This is a genomic window from Brevundimonas halotolerans, assembly GCF_003730275.1.
GTDB classification, from domain to species: Bacteria; Pseudomonadota; Alphaproteobacteria; order Caulobacterales; family Caulobacteraceae; genus Brevundimonas; species Brevundimonas halotolerans.
This window is the reverse complement of record NZ_QTTA01000003.1, coordinates 1-18,993: the sequence shown is the minus strand read 5'-3', so window position 1 is coordinate 18,993 and position 18,993 is coordinate 1. Positions and strand designations below refer to the sequence as shown.

Below are 18,993 nucleotides of genomic sequence, written 5' to 3'. Positions count from 1 at the left end.
TCAGCGCCTGCCCGGCCCGGGGCTCCGGGACAAGGCTTTCAGACGATATAGCGCCTCCAGCGCCTCGCGTGGGGTCAGGTCATCGGGCTCCAGCTCGGCCAGGGCCTCGACCATGGCGGGCGGGGCCACCGGCGGGGCAGGGGCAGGGGGCTCGGCCATGGCAAACAGCGGCAGGTCGTCCAGACGGCTGTCGGCTTCGCCCGTGGTTTCCAGCTGGTCCAGCACGGCCCGGGCCCGCGCGACCACACCGGTCGGCACCCCGGCCAGCTTGGCCACCTGCACGCCATAGCTGCGGTCGGCAGGGCCGGCGACCGCCTCGTGCAGGAAGACCAGATCGCCGTTCCACTCGCGCGCCCTCAGCGACAGATTGGCCAGATGGTCCAGCCGCCCCTCCAGCTGCGCCAGCTCGTGATAGTGGGTGGCGAACAGGGCACGACAGCGATTGGCCTCGTGCAGGGCCTCGGTCACGGCCCAGGCAATGGCCAGCCCGTCATAGGTGGCCGTGCCCCGCCCGATCTCGTCCAGCACAACAAAGCTGCGGTCGGTGGCCTGGTTGAGGATGGCGGCGGTCTCGACCATCTCGGTCATGAAGGTCGACCGGCCCCGGGCCAGATCGTCCCCCGCGCCAACCCGGCTGAACAGCCGATCGACCACGCCCAGCCGCATGGCGCGCGCCGGAACGAACGCCCCGGACTGGGCCAGCACCACCAGCAGCGCCGCCTGACGCAGGAAGGTTGACTTGCCCGCCATGTTCGGCCCGGTGACCAGCGCCAGTCGCGGACAGCCCCCGGCGCCCGCGCCGTCCAGCCGACAGTCATTGGGCGTATAGGGCTTGCCTTCGGCCCGTACCGCCGCCTCGACGACCGGGTGGCGTCCGCCCTCGATACACAGCTCCAGCCCGTCATCGACCTCCGGCCGGACCGCGCCGACCTCTTCGGCCCATTCGGCCAGCGCTGCGGTGGCATCCAGCCAGCCCAGCGCATCGGCGAGCGCCTGAACCGGGGCCGCCAGCTCGCGCACCCGGCCGCGCCAGTCCTCGAAGGTCTCGACCTCCATGGCCGTGACCCGATGCCCGGCCTGGGTGATGCGCGCATCCAGATCGGACAGTTCAACGGTGGTGAACCGGACCTGATTGGCCAGGGTCTGGCGGTGGATGAAGGGGCTTTCGGCACCGCGCTGCATCAGCGGCTCGGCCTGTTTGGCCGTGACCTCGAGGAAATAGCCCAGCACGGCATTGTGGCGCACCTTGAAGGGGATGCCGCTGTCGGCCACGGCCCGCGCCTCCAGCTCGGCGATCACCCGGCGGCTGTCGTCGCGCAGGGTCCGTGCTTGATCCAGTTCTGGGCGATGACCGGCCCGGACCAGACCCCCGTCGCGGGCCAGATGCGGCGGGTCCTCGACCAGTCCCTCGTCCAGCTCGGCCAGCAGGGCCTGAAGCGCCGCATCCGGCGTCAGCGCCGCCAGCGCCCGCTCCAGATCATGGGGCAGGTCAGGGTCCAGACGGTCCGACCGGCGCGCAAACAGGGCGGTCAGTTCCTGGGCGATGCGGGTCCCGGCCTGGATCGCCGCCAGATCGCGCGGCCCCCCGCGGCCCAGCACCAGCCGGGTCAGGGCGCGGGCCGTATCCGACGACCCCTTCAGCAGGTCCCGGACCTCGCCACTCAGAGCACGGTGCTCGACCAGCCAGGCGACGGCGTCCAGCGCCCGGTTGATCCGGTCCGGGTCGCGCCCGGGGCGGGCCAGTCTCTCGGCCAGCGCCCGCGCACCGCCGGCGGTCACGGTCCGGTCCAGCGTGTCCAGCAGCGACCCCGCCCGCTCGCCTCTCTGGGTGCGGTCGATCTCCAGACTCAGCCGGGTAGCCGGGTCGATGGCCAGATGCTGGCCCTCGGCCGAGCGGCGCGGCGGCGACAGCACCGGCACCGCCCCGACCTGGGTCGTCTCCAGATAGGCGGCGATCAGGCCCAGCGCCGAAATCTCGACCGGCTCAAAGGCGCCAAAGGCGTCCAGCGTCGCCACGCCATAGAGGCGCGCCACACGCTCAGCGGCGGCCCGGGGCTCGGCCAGCGCCTGGGCCAACGGCTGGACCGGCGCATCGGCGGTGGCCAGCGCCTGATCCAGATCGGCATCGCCGAACAGCCGGTCGGGCACCAGAATCTCGGACGGGGCAAAGCTTACGAGGGTCGAGGCCAGATCGCCCACGTCACAGACGGCGGTCTCCACCCGGCCGGACGACAGCTCGACCGCGGCCACGGCGGCCCGGCCGCTACGCAGCGTCACCGCCACCAGCCGGTTGGCCCCGCGCGCATCCAGCAGGCTGTCTTCGGTCAGGGTGCCGGGGGTGACGACCCGCACGATCTCGCGCCGGACCACCGCCTTGGAGCCCCGCTTCTTCGCCTCGGCCGGGTCCTCGGTCTGGTCACAGATGGCCACCCGGTGCCCCTGCCGGATCAGCCGGGCCAGATAGCCCTCCATGGCATGGGCGGGCACGCCGGCCATGGCGATGTCCTCACCCAGATGCTTGCCCCGCTTGGTCAGGGCCAGCCCCAGGGCGCCCGCCGCCACCTCGGCATCCTCAAAGAACAGCTCGTAGAAATCGCCCATGCGGAAGAACAGCAGCGCATCCGGCTGGGCCGCCTTGGCGTCCAGGAATTGGGCCATGACCGGGGTTGCGCCCTCTGTGGAGCGCACCGGGCGTTCGGCGACGGGGGGTGGGGTGAGCGGACGGTTCATGCCTCGCCACAGGGTGACGGATCGTGCGCTCCGCCTCAAGCGTCTCTTGCGCGTCGGTGCGGTCGCTGCGACAAGCGGGACAGGCGGTTAAGGGAACGCGGTCCAATACCGCGGCTGTGCCCGCAACTGTAGGCGGCCAGGCCGTCGTCCGGTCCGGGAGCAATCCCGGCGTCACTGAGCGGTTTTCGGACGGTTCGGGAAGGCGAGGGCGGCGGCTGTTGATCCGCAAGCCAGGAGACCTGGCCGCCGATGTCGCTCGTCTTCTGTCCGGGACCAGACAGGGGCGCGGGGACCTATCCGTCGAAGCGACCCGATCCCAGCGCCGGCCCCTCCTCTCGGAGGGTCGGGATCGGTCGCATCCTGAACCGCCCGTCGCGCGCTGCCGCCGGGCTGACGGAGACTGTCTGATGAGACATTTGATGACCACGGCATCGCTTGCGGTGCTGTGCTTGTGCGCGAGCACGCCCGCCCTTGCCCATGATCCCGATCCCGGCGATCCCGGCGATCCGGTCCGGCTGGAGGAGGTGATCGTCACCGCCACCCGCCTGCCCCAGCCGGAGGGCGAGACCCCCGGCGCCCGGGTCTTCACCGAGGCCGATATCGAGGCTCGCGGCGCGATCTTCGCCGCCGACCTGCTGGCGGAAGTGCCGGGCGCGGCGCTGGCCCGCACCGGACCGTTCGGCGGCCTGACCCAGCTGCGTCTGCGCGGGGCCAGCCCGGGCAAGACCCTGGTGCTGATCGATGGCGTGCCGGTCAATGATCCGGCCGAGATCAATGGCGCCTATGACTTTTCCAGCCTCAGCCTGTCCGACATTGCGCAGATGGAGGTCCTGTCAGGCCCGCAGTCCTCGCTGTGGGGCTCGGACGCCATCGGCGGGGTGGTCGCCCTGACCACGCGTGAGTTCAGCGGCGTCCGCGCCGATCTCGAGGCGGGCTCCCTGAATACCCAACGCGGCGCGCTGTCCATCGGCCGGGCCGGAGCGCGGGGCGCGCTGGGGCTCAGCGTCTCCGGCTTTCGCACCGACGGGGTCTCGGCCGCCGCCAGCGGCACCGAGGACGATGGCTTTCAGACCCTGACGGCGGGCCTCAAGGGCCGGATCACGCCGCGCGCCGGGGTCGAGCTGGACGGCGGCCTGCGCTGGACGCAAAGCCGGGTCGAGATCGACGGCTATCCCGCCCCCGCCTTTGTGCTGGGTGACACCGACGATGTGTCGAAAAGCGAGGGCTGGTCGGGCCACGGACGGCTGTCGGTCCGGACCGGCCGGGTGCGCCACCGGCTGATGCTGGCCGCATCGGATACCGAGCGCGAGACCCGCTCGGCCTATGCCAACCGGTTCGACGCCGACCGTCAGGTCTGGCGCTGGGACATGGACGGCACGGGAGGCGAGGGCCGCGTGACCTGGGCTGCGGGCCTCGAACGTCGCACCGAGTCCGCCGAGCTCGACAGCGGCCTGTCCGACGATCTGGGCACCAGCTCGATCTATGGCACCGTGCTGTTTCCGCTGACGTCGCGCGTCACGATCGGTGCGGCGCTGCGTCATGACGACACCGATGATTTCGGCGCCGCGACCACGGGCCGGCTGACCGCCCATGCCGATCTGGGCGCAGGCTTCGGCCTGTCCGGCGCCTTCGGCACGGGGTTCAAGGCCCCGACGGTCAGCCAGTCGGTCTGTGACTTCTGCTTTTCGGCCGACCCGTTCCCCACGCTCAGGCCTGAACACGCCGAGGGGGCCGAGCTGGCGCTGGGCTGGCAGAGCCCGGGCGGCGGCATCGCCGGGCGACTGACAGTTTATCGCCTGACCATCGAGGACCAGATCATCTACCGCTTCGATCCCGTCACCTTCGACAGCGTCTATATCAATCTGGACCGCACCCGCACCGACGGCATCGAGCTGGAGGGCCGGGTCGTGCTGGGGGCAGGGTTCGATCTCAGCCTGACCTATGGCTGGACCGATGCCCGCGACGAGAGCGATGGGGAGCCGCTGCTGCGGGTGCCGGAACACGCGGGCACGGTGGGTCTGGGCTACAGCGGCGCGCGGTTGAGCGGCCGTCTGACCGTCCGGGCCGAGGGCGACATGCCGGACTCAGGCGGCACGCGCGAGGGCTTTGTCACCGCCGATCTCCACCTCGGCTACGCCCTGACCGATCAGGTCGAACTGACCGCCCGGGTCGACAATCTGTCGGACGCGCGCTGGGAGTCGTTGCGGGGCTATGGCGAGCCGGGGCGGACTTTCGCCCTCGGGGTCAGGCTGCGCTACTGACGCCGGAAAAGGCGGCGGCCGTATCACCGGTCGCCGCCAGCCGTCCGCCCTGGTCAAACACGGTCCAGTCCAGCGCGGGCCGGGCCGCATTGACGGCGGCCAGCAGGGCGCGGGTCTCGGCGGCTGATGTCACACAGGCCAGCAGGCTTGAGCCCTCGGCCATGCCGGTCAGGCTGTCGGCCGCATAGGCCAGCGCCGCCTGCATGGGGTCGAGGCGCGCTTCGGCCAGACGCCGCCGCAGGCGCGACAGCAGCACAACGTCGGCGGCTGAGGCCCCAATCATTTCGTCGGATCCGGCGAACAGCAGGCCATTGGCCAGCACCGAGGCCAGCTGCACCGCCACCCCCTGTTCGGCCAAGGCCGCCAGCACCCCGTCGCGACGCGCGCGCTGGTCCAGAATATTGAGCGGCAGCTGGATCAGGTCGGGCTGAAAGCGCCGTGCCACCAGCACCGGACTGTCCTCCAGCCGGGTGCGAATACCGATGCGCCGGAACAGGCCGCGGTCCTTCAGGGCGACCAGTCGCTCCCACAGGGCGCGACCTTCGGCTCCGGCCAGATCACGCACATCGCGGACCAGCAGCACATCGCCGCGCGGCAGACCCAGACGTTCCAGCGAGCGACGGGCCCGGGCCTCGATCCGGTCGGGGCCTTCGCCCGCGTCCAGCGTTGTCACCGACACCTGAAACGGGGAGGGGAAGGGCCAGGCCTGGCACAGGGTGCGCTCGTCATCGCCCTCGGGCCGGGTCAGGATGCGGCGAATGCCCCCGTCGGCGGCGGTCTGCAGCAGCTGGGCCAGACCGGACTCGCGCGACAACGCGCCACCTGCAGCCTCGCGCGGGGCGGCGGGGACCACGGCGAGCGCCAGCTGGGCGGCGGGAGGGGCGGAAATCTCTGAACTCACCCGACGATCCTGACGCCGAATGTTTAAGGGCGCCTCACCGAGAGTTTGCCAGAACCTTACCGCACGCCGTTTTGTGGTCAGTCCGCGTCGGGCTGCCGGTCCGGGTGGGCGGCGATGAAAGCGGGGTGATCGGCCGCCGCAGCCTCGATCGCCAGAAGCCGGGGAAAGGCCTCCAGCGGCACACTGAACCGCCGCGCGGAATAGATCTGCGGGATCAGATAGCAGTCGACCAGACCCGGCGCCTCGCCAAAGCTCCAGCCCCGCCCGTGGCGGGCGACCAGGGCCTCCAGCGCCTCGAAGCCGGGCGTGATCCAGCGTTCGGCCCAGCTGTCGACGGCGGCCTGATCGGCTTCGAACTGACTGCGCAGAGCCTTCAACACCCTGAGATTGTTGAGCGGGTGGATGTCGCAGCCGATCACGGCCGCCATGGCCCTCACGGTCGCCCGGTCCATGGCTGTCTCGGGCAGCAGGGGCGGCCGGGGATAGCGCTCTTCCAGCCACTCCAGAATCGCCGGGCTCTGCACCAGCACCCCCTCGGCCGTCTCCAGCGCGGGGACCATCCCCTGCAGGTTCAACGCCCGATAGGCGTCGGACGTCTGCGCCCCGGTCCGCAGGTCGATGCCATGCGTCTCATAGCTCAGCCCCTTGAGATTGAGGGCAATACGGGTCCGGTAACTTGTGCCGGAACGGAAATAGCCGTGCAGGATCATGAAAACCTCAGGTCCGGGGCGGTCCCATGGTGAAGGACAGGGGCGCAAGGCCTTCTATCACAGCCTCGATGCGGTCGCCGGTCTGAACCGGGCCCACTCCCGCCGGCGTGCCGGTAAAGATCAGGTCGCCCGGGCCGAGGTCCCACAGCCGCGCGGCCTGCGCGACAATCTCATGCGGGGCCCAGATCATGTCCGATAGACGCGCCGCCTGACGGACCTCGCCATTCACCGACAGGCGGATGGCCGACGACGCGTCCGGCCCGGACCCAAGCGTCAGGGCGCCACACGGCGCCGACTGGTCGAACCCCTTGGCGGCATCCCAGGGGCGGCCCTTCGCCTTGGCCTCGGCCTGCAGGTCGCGGCGGGTCAGGTCACACCCGACCGCCCAGCCAATGATGTCCGCATCCTTGCCCAGCGCCAGCACCAGTTCGACCTCATGATGCAGATTTTCGGTCATCGAGGGAAAGGCCGGATGGCCCCCGTCGGTCACCAGCGCCATGGCCGGCTTGGAGAAAAAGAACGGCGCCGGCCGGTCCGGATCGGCCCCCATCTCGCGAGCATGATCGGCATAGTTCTGGCCCACACACAGAATGCGTCGGACGGCATAGCGCTGGTCGCCCCCCGTGACGGGCAGGGACGGGGTCTCGGGCGGGGGGATCAGCCACTGGGTCATGCAGCGACGATTAGGCCCTGACCGAGGCGGCCGCAACGGCAACAAACGCCGGGCGCTCGAGCCCGATTCATGCTGCAATGCGGGAACCCGCTGGCGTCGGTGGCGTTGCCTCCCTATATCTCATACTATCGTCAAGCTTACAGACCGGGAGCGTCACCATGGCCACCACAAAGGCCCGCGAAGACATCAAGAACGACCTGAAAACCCTCAAGGAAGACATCAAGGTGGGGGCTCGCGAAGAGGGCGAACGCCTGCGCGCCCGCGCCGAGGCCGCCGAGGCCCGTCTGCGCAACAAGGCCGATGAAGTCCGCGGTCAGGCCGAAGCCTATTATGAGCAGGCCCGCGTACGCGGTCGTGAATATTATGACGATGCCGCCGAGCGCTTCGACGAAGCCCAGCGCTATCTGGTCGAACGGGTGCAGGAGCGCCCGATGCAGTCGACCGGCATCGCCCTCGGCATTGGCGTCGTGATCGGCATGCTGATCGCCGGTCGTCGCCACTGATGCTGGGACGCGGACTCGTCAAAAAGGCCGTCGCCATTGCGGTGGCGGCCGGGGCCGCATTCGTTGCCGTGCTCTGTCTCGGGGCGGTGGTCTTCTTTGCCCTGTCCGTCGTGATCGTGCCCATGGCGGCAGCGGCCGTGACGTTCCTGCTGTTCGCCCTGGCGGCGGTGGCTGTGGTCATGGTCTTCCTCAAAAAGGCCGAGGGCGACGAGGAAGAAGACGAGTCCAGCCTGAGCGACGGTCTTGCCGGCCGGGCCTTCCTGCTGTTTCGAAACCGGCCGATCCTGGCCTCGGTCGCGGCCCTGGCGGGCGGGTTCATCTTCCTCCGGAACCCGGCGCTGGCCACCATGGTGGCAGCAGCCTTCACCGAAAAGAGCCGTCATCGCTGACGCGACGGCGGCCCTATTCCACTACCGGATCGCCTGACGCGCCCGCGGGATTCAATTTCCAGCGGATGCGCGTTTCTGCGTCCGTGCGGGCCGATCCCCGGACAACGATCTGCAGGGCGCGCCGGGTCTGACCCTCGACGCTGTGAACCGAGGGCTCGATGGCGACATCGGGCCCATCGGTGCGGAACCACCATCCCCGTCCGGAATGCCCTCTCAGCAGGATCGAGCGACGGTCGCGGGCCAGCGACGCCTGGACGCCCGGCTCCAGCTGGAACCGCACGGCATAGGGGGCGGCCAGGACCGGCGGCGGACTGGGGGCCTGGTCAGCCGGGAACAGCCGTTCCTCGGCACGCAACTCATCCAGCCGTTGATCGAGGTACAGACGCCGCTGGTGGGCCAGACCCGTCAGCGGCGCCCAGCCGTCATGCTGGGCCTCCAGCCACAGGGCGCCGTCGCCCTGTCGCTCGTCGTGCCGCACCGCATAGGGGCGGGTCAGCAGCCGCGGCCCAAGAAGCTCGGCCTGCCATCCGCCCAGCGGCTCACCCAGCGAGGTCTCGCTGAGCGTCAGGGTCGAATGGCCCGGTGTCAGCCTCAGCCCCTGACGCTCGAACGCCCGGGGGGTCCAGCCACAGCCGGTGATCAGCCGGTCGCGCCCGCAGACGATTTCCAGTGCCAGCGGCTGGGCGCAGGCCGCCTCGGTCCATGGCCCGCGCGGCGGTGCCTCGACGTCGATCACCAGATTCAGCAGCGGGCTGCGCATCCGGGCCAGACCCCCGACCGGGGGCTGGGACGGCGTCGAAGCCGTGTCGGTGGTCGGCGCAATTCCGGCCGCCGAGAGGGCCGCCGCCACACGTGCCGGGGTCGAGACCCCGCCGCCATGAACCCCCGGCAGGCGACCGTCGGGCATCACCAGCGCCTGGGTCGCGAGCGCCAGTTTCTGAAGGGCGGTCTCGACAGCCTCCGACACCGGTTCGGACAACTGCGTCAGCCCGTCCTTCAGCATCAGCAGATCGAACAGCAGCTCCAGCCCCGCTTCAGGGCTGCGCGACATATGGGCGCCGTCGGGCCTCAGCGTCCGCGACAGGGCGCGCGGCAGCCGTTTCAGGGCGCGCCGACGCAGGCGCGCGCCGGACATACCTGCGAGCGCACATCCGGTGACCGCCACGGCCACGGTCCGGGTCGCCGCCCCGCTGGCCGGTCCCGGTGGGCGCAACAGCTGACGGGCTTGCCGCGCGACCAGAGCAGCCAGCTGACCCCGCCCCACATCATCGGCCACGGCCCCCATGCGGCGAAGCGCCGGGGCCAGATGCAGCAGTCGCCGGGCCATCCGGTCGGGGTCCCAGGCAAAGGGGGCCCAGCGGTGAAACACCCGTCCCCAGGCCAGCGTCAGCCGCAGAGCTTCCCGCGCCCCGGCCTCGCCCTCGTGCATCAGGGCAGGCAGCCAGTCGAAACTGTGCAGCGCCTCGGCAAAGCCGCGCGACGGGCTGGCCCGGTCCCACGGGTCCTGCGGGGCGGGTACATCCAGACTGATCCCGGCCAGGGTAAAGCGCCCCTGCAGGATGGGTTTGCCGGCGCCGGGGGTCTCAAGCGGGCGAAAATCTCGGGGCGTGGCGGCAAAGGCCGAGGGCTTCAGCCCCCAGGGCCGACCTTTCAGGGTCTGGCCATAACCGGGAAGGCCATACAGCTCGATCCAGATCTGGCGCGTCATCAGGCGACCGATCACCAGCGGCCAGATGCCGACCCCGGGACGCGCGCCTGACGGCCTGACCGGCGTGCGGGGCGGTGCCCCGCGCAGCCCTGGAATCTGGCCCTCGGGAACCGAGGCCTCGGGCTTGGCGAACGGGCCGATCCCCGCCATCAGTGACCCTTCAGCGCCGCGATATTATCGGCATAGGTGGACGGCCCTCCGCGGAATACGGCCGTGCCCGCCACCAGCGCATCCGCCCCTGCCGCAACACAGTCTGCGGCATTGTCCGCCGTCACCCCGCCATCGACCTGCAGGGTGGCCTTCGAGCCCGCGGCATCCAGCCGCTGGCGGACCCGCGCGATCTTGTCGAGCGAGGCCGGGATGAATTTCTGACCGCCAAAGCCTGGGTTCACCGACATGATCAGCACCAGATCGACCAGATCGATGACCTCGTCGAGGATCCCGACAGAGGTGCCCGGGTTCAGCACCACCCCCGCCCGGGCGCCCAGTTCCCGGATCCGGCCCAGCGTCCGGTGCAGGTGCGGCCCGGATTCCGGATGCACGCTCAACACATCGGCCCCGGCGTTGCGATAGGCCTCCAGCCACGGATCAACAGGGGCTACCATCAGGTGCACATCGAACGGCAAGCGCGTGTGCGGGCGCAGCGCCTTCACCACATCCGGGCCGATGGTCAGATTGGGGACGAAATGGCCGTCCATGACATCGACATGGACCCAGTCGGCACCGGCGGACTCAAGGGCGGCGACCTCCTCGCCCAGCCGGGCAAAGTCAGAGGCCAGAATGGACGGACAGATCAGGGGTGCGCTCATGGCCCCGGGATAGGCCGACCCCTGCGTGGGAGCAAGACCCCCGAAGGCCTCAGGCGGCGGCGCGGCGGATCGTCAGGCTGGCGCGCTGGGCGTCGCTCAGCACGGCTTCGTCCATCCGGGCCCCGGTCAGGTCGGCCCGGTCCATCACGGCCCCGGTAAAGTCGGTGGCGACCAGGCGCGCGTACCGCAGGCCGGCATCCGACAGATTGGTCGGCATCGACCGTCCCCCGCCCAGCGGCAGGGCGGCCAGGATGGCGCCGTCCAGATCTGCATGGCTGAGGATCGCGCGCATCATCCGGGCCCCGCGCAGGTCGACACCCCTGAGATTACAGCCCCGCAGGTCCGCCCCTTCCAGATTGGCCCCCTGAAGCGGCACGCCGGACAGGTCCATTCCGACCATACAGGCCCCCTTGGCATTGAGGGCGGGCAGTTTCAACCCCTTCAGCCGGGCGCCCAGCGGACGAAGATCCTTGCCCTCGAAATTGGCCGGAGCGCCCAGGACTCCGCCGCTCTCGGCCCAGGCATTGGCGTCCAGCGCCTGTTCGAGCAAGGCGTCGGCCTCGGTGATCGCCTCCAGCGTCGGTTCGCGCAGACAGCCGGTCATGTCGGTCCGTTCCGTGCGCGCCGTATCGAAGGCCACATGGGTCAGGATCGCGCCGATCATGCGGGCGCCCGACAGATTGGCTCCCCCGACGTCGGCTCCTTCCATCAGGGCTCCCGACAGATCGGCGTCCTTGAGGTTGGCGCGCGTCAGGCGGGTGTCCTTCATGGCGCAGTCGGTGAAATCGACCTTGAAGGCGCTGAATCCCTCCAGCGTCGCCCCGTTCAGCGTGGCGCCGGTGAAGGAGGCGCCATCGGCATTGCCCTGATGGGTCTCGTGCTTGACCGAAGACAGGCCCTTGGTCGCGTGGGGTACGGCGATCACGCCTTCGCGGAAATCCGCCTGGGTCAGGTCGGCGCGCGCCAGATCCGCCCCCCGCAGGCACGCTCCGCGCAGATCGGCCTTCACCAGCTGGGCGCTGCTCAGATCGGCTTCGCGCATGTCGCAGCAGAACAGGACAGCACGGTTCAGCCGCGCGCCCGACAGCCGCGTGCCCCGCAGCGAACAGCCGGTGAAATCGGCTTCCTCCAGATTGCGTCCCGCAAGATTCAGCCCGTCCAGCGCCATGAATTTCAGCGACAGGCGCCGCCCGCCTGCGCGGCCTTCGACGAAGCGCTCATGCGCCATGACCAGCATGTCCACATCACCTTGTCCGAGGGCGCGGCGCGTGAAACTCATGCAGGCATTCCTTCAGAATTCAGGCCCAGCGCCCCGGTCAGGACGGCCTCGGACAGATCGGTCAGTCGCATCTGGCATCCATGCAGACGCGCCCGGCTGAGGTCGGCTCCGGCCAGTCGCCCGTTTCGCAGGTCCGCGCCAGAAAGGTCCGCCCCGCGCAGGATGGCGCCGGTCAGATCGGCGGGCAGGATACGGTCGGCGGACAACAGCAGCGGCCCCAGCTGGGCCTGCCGCAGGTCGGCGCCGTTCAGCCGCGCTCCAGCCAATCGCGCCCCGCGCAGGTCGGCTCCCCGGAGGTTACAGGCCCGCAGGTCAGCCCGCTCCAGATGGGCGCCCTGCATCTGCACCCCCTCCATATCGAGACCGTAGAAGATCGCCCCCCGGGCCGACAGGGCCGTCAGATTCAGGCCCCGGATCGACTTCAGCGAGCGCAGGTCGACGCTGTCGAAGACGGAAGGCTTACCCTCCCGGCCGTCGGTCTCGCACCACAGGGCATGGTCGCGCAGCATGTCGGCGGCCGGCAGGCGCGACACCGGATCGCCCGAGGACCGGTCGTCCGTCAGGCTGCCTTCCATGCGGGCGCCGTCCGTTCGCCACGACTGACGGTTTACGCCGACCAGCACGGCGTCGCGCAGATCAGCCCCGGACAGGTCCGCGCCCGACAGATCCGCTCCGGCCAGATCGGCGCCCCTGAAGCTGGCCTGCTTCAGATTGGCCCGCACCAGTTTACAGTCCTTCATCACCGCATCGGTAAAGTCTGCGGCCACGGCCACCACCCCCGTCAACCGCGAGCGCTCCAGATTGGCCCCGGCCAGACAGGCGCCATTGGCCTGGGTCTCATGGCGGGCCCGGGCCTCGATCACGCGAAAGCCCATCCGGGCATCGGCGGCGGCGATGGTGCCTTCGCGCAAGTCCGCCTCGAACAGATCGGCCCCCGTCAGATCGGCCCCGCGCAGGCAGGCCCCGCGCAGATCCGAGCGCCGCATCGACGCCTCGGCAAGTATGACATCCTGCATGTCCGCGCCAAAGAAGGTGGCGTTGTCCAGCCGCGCCCCCGACAGGTCACAGCCGGTAAGGTCGGCGGCGGAAAAATCGGCATCGGCCAGATTGCGACCCTTCAGATCCAGCCCGCTCAGGTCCATCCAGGCGAACACCGCCCGTGCCCCGCCGGGCCGGGCCTGCCACAGGCGATCGTGGCGGGCGCAGATCGCGTCCACCTCGCTCTGGGTCATGCGTCGCCGTGCGACAGGTTCAGCAGCCTGGGCCATGGCCGCATGCTGACACGATTACGCTTAAGGAAGGTTTGCTTTCGGGTCTCAGACCTTCAGCAGGCCCTGCTCCTTCAGACTGTCGGCCAGCTCCCCGGCCGACACCCACACCCGGGTATAGCCGGCCTCGCCCAGCCGGCTCAGCTCGCCGACCAGATCGGCGCGCGGCGAGGCGGTGAAGCGGGCATCAAAGCCGTCCCCCGTCTCGCTGATCCGCACCAGCGGACGGCCGGTCTCCAGCCGGTGCAGAAACCCTTCGCACAGCGCCAGCGCCTCATCGGCCATCAGGCCGGTCTCGACCTCAAGGCCCGCCTGACGCAGCCGCTCCGTGCCCCGGCCCGAGGCAAAGGGTGAGGGGTCCAGCGCGGCGATCACCACCCGCGCCACCCCGGCCTCGGCCAGGAAGTGGGCGCACGACTTGCGGCCCGAAGACCGCGCGCCGCAGGGCTCCAGCGTCACATAGGCGGTCGCGCCTTTCGCCTTGTCGCCGGCGGCGGGAACCGCCTGTTCCTCGGCGTGGGGCCTGCCGCCCTGGGCCGTGGCGGCCTCGGCGACCACCTCGCCCTCGTTCACCAGCACACAGCCGACCGCCGGATTGGGCCAGGTCTCGCCCATCCGCGCCTGCGCCAGTTCTATGGCGCGGGCCATATGGCGGGCGTCGTCAGGCGCGCTCACGCCTGTTTCTCCGGCAGCGGCGGAAGGTCTGCGGCGCGTCCCGTATCCAGATAGCGGGCGTCGGTCGGCACCAGATCGCCGTCCAGGTCGATCTCCAGCGGATTGCCGGTCGGAATCTCGACCCCGACGATCCGGTCATCCGGCACGGCGAACAGATGTTTGACAATGGCCCGCAGCGAATTGCCGTGGGCGACGATCAGCACATCCTCGCCCGCTTTCAGGCGCGGCGCGATCTCGGCATCCCAATAGGGCAGCACCCGATCCAGGGTGGTCTTCAGGCTCTCGGTATCCGGGATGGTCTGGCCTTCGTACAGCGGATCCCCGGCAAAGCTGTGCGGGTGGTCGTCCTGCATCGGCGGGGGCGGGACGTCATAGCTGCGGCGCCAGATGCGGACCTGATCCTCGCCGTGCCGCTCCGCCGTCTCGGCCTTGTTAAGGCCGGTCAGCCCGCCATAATGACGCTCGTTCAGGTGCCAGTCCCGCACGATCGGCACATCCTTCAGCCCCGCCGCCGACAGCGCCAGATCGCCGGTCCTCAGGGCCCGCTTCAGCACCGAGGTGAACATGACGGCGGGGGTGAAACCGGCCTCAGCAATCAGCGTTCCGCCCTTTCTGGCCTCGGCCTCGCCCTGGTCGGTCAGGTCGACATTGACCCAGCCGGTGAAGCGGTTCTCGAGGTTCCACTGGCTCTGGCCGTGACGCAGAAGGACGAGGCGGGGCATGCAGATCTCCGGATGACGAGGGTTTTCGCCTAGGCTGCCCCCGGGCAGGGGTCAAGCCGGGCCGGGCGCGCGCACCATTTGATCGGGGCGTCGCTTTCCCCCTATAGGCCTCCGCTGTTGCTTGCCCCCATGAGGTGTCTGATGCCCGGCCTGATCGCCCCGACCGGCTTTCGCGAATATGATGCCCGCTGGGTTCTGGGCTCCGATCTCGACCTTCAGGGCGTCGAAACGCTGGGGCTGGCGCTGGCCACGCTTTTGCACGAGCTGGACAGTCCGCGCCTCGTCACCGGCCACGACTACCGCAGCTATTCCGAAGACGTGAAGGCCGCCCTGATCCGGGGTCTGGTCACGGGCGGGGCCGAGGTCCACGACATCGGCCTCACCCTGACCCCCATCGCCTATTTCGCCCGCGAGGCGCTGGGCGTGCCCGCCGTCGCCATGGTCACCGCCAGTCACAACGAAAACGGCTGGACCGGGGTCAAGATGGGCGCCCACCCGCCCTTCACCTTCGGCCCGGAGGAAATGGCGCGGCTCAAGACGCTGGCGCTCGAGGGTGGACGGATCGAGCGCCCGGGCGGGCACGTCGTCACCGTACAGGACTTTGCCGACCGCTATCAGGCCGAGGTCGCGTCCGGGCCGACACTGTCGCGGCCCATCCGGGTGGTCGCTGCCTGCGGTAATGGCACGGCGGGGGCCTTTGTGCCCGAGGCCCTCCGCCGGATGGGGGCCGAGGTGATCGAAATGGATACCGACCTCGACTGGACCTTCCCGCGCTATAATCCGAATCCGGAAGACCGCGTCATGCTCGACGCCATGGCCGAACGGGTGCGCGAGACGGGCGCCGACCTGGCGCTGGGGTTCGACGGCGACGGCGACCGGTGCGGCGTGGTCGATGACCGGGGGCACGAAATCTTCGCCGACCGCATGGGGCTGATGCTGGCGCGCGATCTGGTCGCCGATCATCCCGGCGCGACCTTTGTCGTCGATGTGAAGTCGACCGGCCTCTACCGAACCGACCCCGTGCTGGCGGCCGCAGGCGCGCGCGTCGTCTATGGCATGACCGGCCACAGCCATATGAAGCGGGCGGTCGCGGCTGAAGGCGCGCTGGTCGGCTTTGAAAAGTCCGGCCATGTCTTCTTCGCCCCGCCGCTGGGCCGGGGCTATGACGACGCCCTTGTGTTCGCACGCGAAATTCTGCGCCTGCTCGACCGGGCGGGCGGGCGTCGTTTGTCCGAGCTCGAATCCGACCTGCCGCCCGCCTTCACCTCCCTGACCATGAGCGCCCACTGTCCGGACACGGAGAAATATGCGGTCGTTGAGCGGGTCAGCGAGGCCTATCGCGCGCTCGCCGAGGCGGGCGGAACTGTGCTGGGCTGCCGCATTCGCGATCTGGTGACCGTCAATGGCATCCGCGTCGAGCTGGAGGACGGCGGCTGGCTGCTGGTCCGCGCCTCGTCCAACAAGCCGGAACTGGTGATGGTGGTCGAAAGCCTGACGTCAGAGGCCGACATGCGGGCGCTTTTCCATGAGGAGGTCAAGCCGCGTCTGGCCGCTCATCCCGAAGTCGGCGCCTGGAATCAGGAAGTTTGACCGCACCCGCGCAGCGGTCCATTAGGCCCTCGACCGGGAGGACGGGTGACCAGCTCAAGCGACCAGATCGTCATCGTCGGCGGCGGATTTTCCGGCGCCATGGCGGCCGCGCGTCTGGCGGAGCGGGGTGTGACCTCGGCCCTGATTGATGCGGGCGGGGACTTCGGCCTTGGCGTTGCCTATTCCACGCCCTTCGACGGCCATCTGCTGAATGTACGCTCGAACCGGATGAGCGCGATTGAGGGGCGCCCGGACGATTTCGTCGACTGGCTGGGCCGTAACCACCCTGACCACGCCGACCCGGAAGGCTTCGCGCCCCGCCGCCTGTATGGCCTCTACGTCCAGGACCGACTGAGGGCGGTCGAAGCGTCCCATCCCGGCTGGATCACCCGGGTGCAAGGCCGGGCCGGGGCGATCGAGGGCACGACGGTCGTGCTCGACGACGGCCGGCGCGTTTCGGGTCGGGCCATCATGCTGGCGACCGGCAATCCCGCGCCCCGCACAGCGTCGGCGGACAGCCGTAGGATCATCGCTGACCCGTGGGCGCCCGGCGCGCTCGACGGGATCCGCGGCGACGACCGCGTCGCCATCATCGGCACCGGCCTGACCATGGTCGATATGGCGGTCTGGCTGCAGGCACGGGGCTGGCGCGGACCGCTGTTCGCCCTGTCCCGACGGGGGCTGGGCCCGCGCGCCCATCATGATCACCCTGAGGCCCCCCTGCCGGTCTCGCCCCAACTGGCTGACGGCCCGGCCTCGGCGCGCCTGTCTGCGGCCCGGCGGCTGGCGAAGCAGGGTCAGTGGCGGGCACTGATGGAGGGGCTGCGCCCGGTTACCAGCGATCTGTGGCGCGCGGCGGACGCCGCCACCCGCGCCCGCCTCGTCCGACACCTGCGCCCCTTCTGGGATGTGCACCGCCACCGCATCGCCCCCGCGATTGCCGCCGAAATGCAGGCCCTGATCGATGCGGGGCGTCTGACCGTCGTGGCTGGTCGCGTGACCACTGTGGCGGCGAGTGGCGATACCGTCACCCTCCGCTATCGCCCCAAGGGGACGATGGACACTCAAACGACCGGGGCCGACTGGCTGATCGACTGCACCGGCCCGGGCCACGATCCGGCCCGTGATCCGCTGACGGGTTCGCTGATCTCTACGGACCGCGCCCGCCTCGACCCCCTGCGGCTGGGGCTGGAGCTGGATGACAGCGGGCGCGTGCTGACGGCTGATGGCACCCCCGACCCGACCCTGATGGTTCTGGGCCCCCCCGCCCGCGCCACCTTCTGGGAAACCGTCGCGGTCCCCGATATCCGCCAACGGATCGAGGTCCTGACCGGGGCGTTGACTGACCAAGGAGTATCTGCATGAGCCACCACAAATCCCGCACCCTCGCCGGTCGCGATCTCGCCCCCGAAACCCTGATGATGGGCTTCGGCTATGATCCCACCCTGTCCGAAGGGGCGATCAAGGCGCCGCTGTTCCAGACCTCGACCTTCGTCTTCAGATCGGCCGAGGACGGCAAGCGCTTCTTCGAGGTCGCCTATGGCCTGCGCGAAAAGGAGCCGGACGAGGCGCTGGGCCTGATCTATTCGCGCATCAACAATCCCAACCTCGAAATCCTTGAGGATCGGCTGGCGGTCTGGGACAGAGCCGACCGGGCGCTGGTCTTCTCCAGCGGTATGGCGGCCATCTCCACGGCCATGCTGGCCCTGACGCGGCCGGGCGATACCGTCCTCTATGCCGCCCCGGCCTATGGCGGCACCGAATATCTGTTCGACCGCATCCTGCCCCGCTATGGCGTCAAGGTCGCCCAGGTGCTGGCCACGGGCGGCACCGAGGCCCTGAAACAGGCCATTCGCGACACGGCCGCAAAGGCGGCGGAAGGCGGCGGGCGTCTCGCCGTCGTCTATCTGGAAACCCCGTCCAACCCGACCAATCAGGTGGTGGATATCGCCGCCGCCGTGGCCGAGGTGCACGGTCTCGGTCAGGCCGACCGGCCCATCGTCGCCGTCGACAACACCTTCCTCGGCCCGCTGTGGCAGCGCCCGCTGGAACTGGGCGCCGATCTGTCGCTCTACTCCCTGACCAAATATGTGGGCGGCCATTCCGACCTGATCGCCGGCGGCTGTCTGGGCTCGGCCGAGGTCATGGCCCGGATCGCCGAGATGCGGACCATCTGTGGCACCGCCACCGACCCTCATACGGCCTGGCTGCTCAGCCGCAGCCTCGAGACCCTGCACCTGCGGATGGAGCGGTCCCAGGACAACGCCCGGATTCTGGCCGAGCGCCTCCGCGCCCATGAAAAGGTCACCGATGTGCTGGTCGCCGGGGGCGGTGCGGGCGAACAGCGCGCCATCTTCGAGGCCCAGTGTCAGGGCCCTGGCTCGACCTTCTCGATCCGGCTGAAGGGCGGCGAGGCCGAGGCCTTCCGCATGCTGAATGCCCTCAGACTGTTCAAGCTGGCCGTCAGCCTCGGCGGCTCCGAAAGCCTGGCATCCCATCCGTCCAGCATGACCCATTCCGACTATTCGACCGAGGCCAAGGGCCGCTGCGGCATCGGCGACGACCTGATCCGCCTGTCGGTCGGCGTCGAAAACGTCGAGGACCTTTGGGTCGACCTCGAACAGGCCCTCGCTGCGGTCTGACCTAGTTGTCGTTTCCAAGAAGGTTGTTCACCCTTGACCAAGGGGTGAGGCCTTTGATTCCGGAGTGTGGTCGGCGCAGGTTGTAGTTTTCGGTCCAGGGTTTGATGGCTGCGGCGCGCTCGTCCGATGAGCC

General features: G+C 69.7%; 17 protein-coding genes and 1 riboswitch. Of the genes, 6 read left to right on the top strand and 11 right to left on the bottom strand.

Annotated features, from left to right (window positions below):
• Positions 1-2,730 (bottom strand): DNA mismatch repair protein MutS, encoded by a 2,730-nt coding sequence (mutS, locus tag EG854_RS01040; protein WP_123285884.1) that lies wholly within the window; start codon positions 2,728-2,730, stop codon positions 1-3.
• 90 nt (positions 2,731-2,820) lie between these two features.
• A riboswitch (cobalamin riboswitch) is annotated at positions 2,821-2,971 on the top strand.
• 178 nt (positions 2,972-3,149) lie between these two features.
• Between mutS and EG854_RS01035 the strand changes: the two genes are divergently transcribed.
• Entirely contained in the window at positions 3,150-4,991 is a 1,842-nt protein-coding gene (locus tag EG854_RS01035; protein ID WP_241153070.1) for a TonB-dependent receptor plug domain-containing protein, read from the top strand.
• On the opposite strand, the gene EG854_RS01030 is transcribed toward EG854_RS01035, so the two are convergent.
• From EG854_RS01030 to EG854_RS01020, 3 genes are all read right to left on the bottom strand, one after another.
• Positions 4,975-5,892, bottom strand: a complete 918-nt coding sequence (locus EG854_RS01030) for an aldo/keto reductase (protein WP_241153069.1) — start codon at positions 5,890-5,892, stop codon at positions 4,975-4,977. The two genes, EG854_RS01035 and EG854_RS01030, sit on opposite strands and share 17 nt — an antisense overlap.
• 77 nt (positions 5,893-5,969) lie before the next feature.
• Positions 5,970-6,602, bottom strand: a complete 633-nt coding sequence (gene maiA / locus EG854_RS01025) for a maleylacetoacetate isomerase (protein WP_123285882.1) — start codon at positions 6,600-6,602, stop codon at positions 5,970-5,972.
• A gap of 7 nt (positions 6,603-6,609) precedes the next feature.
• Positions 6,610-7,275, bottom strand: coding sequence for a fumarylacetoacetate hydrolase family protein (locus tag EG854_RS01020; protein ID WP_123285881.1), 666 nt, complete (start codon positions 7,273-7,275; stop codon positions 6,610-6,612).
• Positions 7,276-7,433: 158 nt separating this feature from the next.
• On the opposite strand from EG854_RS01020, the gene EG854_RS01015 reads away from it, so the two are divergent.
• Together EG854_RS01015 and EG854_RS01010 are read left to right on the top strand one after the other, a co-directional pair.
• The gene (locus EG854_RS01015; RefSeq protein WP_123285880.1) at positions 7,434-7,778 is read left to right on the top strand and encodes an ElaB/YgaM/YqjD family protein; all 345 of its coding nucleotides are present in this window, start codon (positions 7,434-7,436) and stop codon (positions 7,776-7,778) included.
• On the top strand, positions 7,778-8,167 hold the full coding sequence (locus EG854_RS01010; RefSeq protein ID WP_123285879.1) for a hypothetical protein: 390 nt from the start codon (positions 7,778-7,780) through the stop codon (positions 8,165-8,167). The genes EG854_RS01015 and EG854_RS01010 overlap by 1 nt, the downstream gene beginning before the upstream one ends.
• 13 nt (positions 8,168-8,180) lie before the next feature.
• On the opposite strand, the gene EG854_RS01005 is transcribed toward EG854_RS01010, so the two are convergent.
• From EG854_RS01005 to gpmA, 6 genes are read right to left on the bottom strand one after another with little or no spacing between them, the layout of a single operon-like run.
• Positions 8,181-10,025, bottom strand: coding sequence for a heparinase II/III family protein (locus EG854_RS01005; protein ID WP_123285878.1), 1,845 nt, complete (start codon positions 10,023-10,025; stop codon positions 8,181-8,183).
• A complete protein-coding gene (gene rpe / locus EG854_RS01000) occupies positions 10,025-10,684 on the bottom strand; it encodes a ribulose-phosphate 3-epimerase (RefSeq protein ID WP_123285877.1) in 660 nt (219 codons plus the stop codon). The genes EG854_RS01005 and rpe overlap by 1 nt, the downstream gene beginning before the upstream one ends.
• Positions 10,685-10,733: 49 nt before the next feature.
• Complete coding sequence (locus EG854_RS00995) at positions 10,734-11,963, bottom strand: pentapeptide repeat-containing protein (RefSeq protein ID WP_123285876.1); 1,230 nt, start codon at positions 11,961-11,963, stop codon at positions 10,734-10,736.
• On the bottom strand, positions 11,960-13,231 hold the full coding sequence (locus tag EG854_RS00990) for a pentapeptide repeat-containing protein (protein ID WP_123285875.1): 1,272 nt from the start codon (positions 13,229-13,231) through the stop codon (positions 11,960-11,962). Before EG854_RS00990 ends, EG854_RS00995 begins: the two co-directional genes overlap by 4 nt.
• 48 nt (positions 13,232-13,279) lie before the next feature.
• Positions 13,280-13,906 carry a bifunctional diaminohydroxyphosphoribosylaminopyrimidine deaminase/5-amino-6-(5-phosphoribosylamino)uracil reductase RibD gene (ribD, locus tag EG854_RS00985; protein WP_123285874.1) on the bottom strand — a complete coding sequence of 209 codons (627 nt, stop codon included), beginning with the start codon at positions 13,904-13,906 and terminating at the stop codon, positions 13,280-13,282.
• Positions 13,903-14,628, bottom strand: a complete 726-nt coding sequence (gpmA, locus tag EG854_RS00980) for a 2,3-diphosphoglycerate-dependent phosphoglycerate mutase (RefSeq protein ID WP_123285873.1) — start codon at positions 14,626-14,628, stop codon at positions 13,903-13,905. The genes ribD and gpmA overlap by 4 nt, the downstream gene beginning before the upstream one ends.
• A gap of 141 nt (positions 14,629-14,769) precedes the next feature.
• On the opposite strand from gpmA, the gene EG854_RS00975 reads away from it, so the two are divergent.
• Genes EG854_RS00975 through EG854_RS00965 form a run of 3 tightly spaced genes read left to right on the top strand, consistent with a single transcriptional unit; the run spans position 14,770 to position 18,860 of the window.
• On the top strand, positions 14,770-16,218 hold the full coding sequence (locus tag EG854_RS00975) for a phosphomannomutase/phosphoglucomutase (RefSeq protein WP_241153068.1): 1,449 nt from the start codon (positions 14,770-14,772) through the stop codon (positions 16,216-16,218).
• A 45-nt stretch (positions 16,219-16,263) separates the two neighbouring features.
• Complete coding sequence (locus EG854_RS00970; RefSeq protein ID WP_123285872.1) at positions 16,264-17,583, top strand: FAD/NAD(P)-binding protein; 1,320 nt, start codon at positions 16,264-16,266, stop codon at positions 17,581-17,583.
• Positions 17,580-18,860 (top strand): cystathionine gamma-synthase family protein, encoded by a 1,281-nt coding sequence (locus tag EG854_RS00965; RefSeq protein WP_123285871.1) that lies wholly within the window; start codon positions 17,580-17,582, stop codon positions 18,858-18,860. Before EG854_RS00970 ends, EG854_RS00965 begins: the two co-directional genes overlap by 4 nt.
• 1 nt (position 18,861) lies before the next feature.
• Here the strand turns inward: EG854_RS00965 and EG854_RS00960 are convergent.
• Positions 18,862-18,993 (bottom strand): integrase core domain-containing protein (locus EG854_RS00960; protein WP_164461754.1); only part of this gene is annotated, 132 nt, incomplete at its 5' end.

Coding starts and splice junctions, on each gene's coding strand:
- mutS (WP_123285884.1), bottom strand. CDS start 2,730: ATGAACCGTCCGCTCACCCCACCCCCCGTCGCCGAACGCCCGGTGCGC.
- EG854_RS01035 (WP_241153070.1), top strand. CDS start 3,150: ATGACCACGGCATCGCTTGCGGTGCTGTGCTTGTGCGCGAGCACGCCC.
- maiA (WP_123285882.1), bottom strand. CDS start 6,602: ATGATCCTGCACGGCTATTTCCGTTCCGGCACAAGTTACCGGACCCGT.
- EG854_RS01020 (WP_123285881.1), bottom strand. CDS start 7,275: ATGACCCAGTGGCTGATCCCCCCGCCCGAGACCCCGTCCCTGCCCGTC.
- EG854_RS01015 (WP_123285880.1), top strand. CDS start 7,434: ATGGCCACCACAAAGGCCCGCGAAGACATCAAGAACGACCTGAAAACC.
- EG854_RS01010 (WP_123285879.1), top strand. CDS start 7,778: ATGCTGGGACGCGGACTCGTCAAAAAGGCCGTCGCCATTGCGGTGGCG.
- EG854_RS01005 (WP_123285878.1), bottom strand. CDS start 10,025: ATGGCGGGGATCGGCCCGTTCGCCAAGCCCGAGGCCTCGGTTCCCGAG.
- rpe (WP_123285877.1), bottom strand. CDS start 10,684: ATGAGCGCACCCCTGATCTGTCCGTCCATTCTGGCCTCTGACTTTGCC.
- EG854_RS00995 (WP_123285876.1), bottom strand. CDS start 11,963: ATGAGTTTCACGCGCCGCGCCCTCGGACAAGGTGATGTGGACATGCTG.
- EG854_RS00990 (WP_123285875.1), bottom strand. CDS start 13,231: ATGGCCCAGGCTGCTGAACCTGTCGCACGGCGACGCATGACCCAGAGC.
- gpmA (WP_123285873.1), bottom strand. CDS start 14,628: ATGCCCCGCCTCGTCCTTCTGCGTCACGGCCAGAGCCAGTGGAACCTC.
- EG854_RS00975 (WP_241153068.1), top strand. CDS start 14,770: ATGCCCGGCCTGATCGCCCCGACCGGCTTTCGCGAATATGATGCCCGC.
- EG854_RS00965 (WP_123285871.1), top strand. CDS start 17,580: ATGAGCCACCACAAATCCCGCACCCTCGCCGGTCGCGATCTCGCCCCC.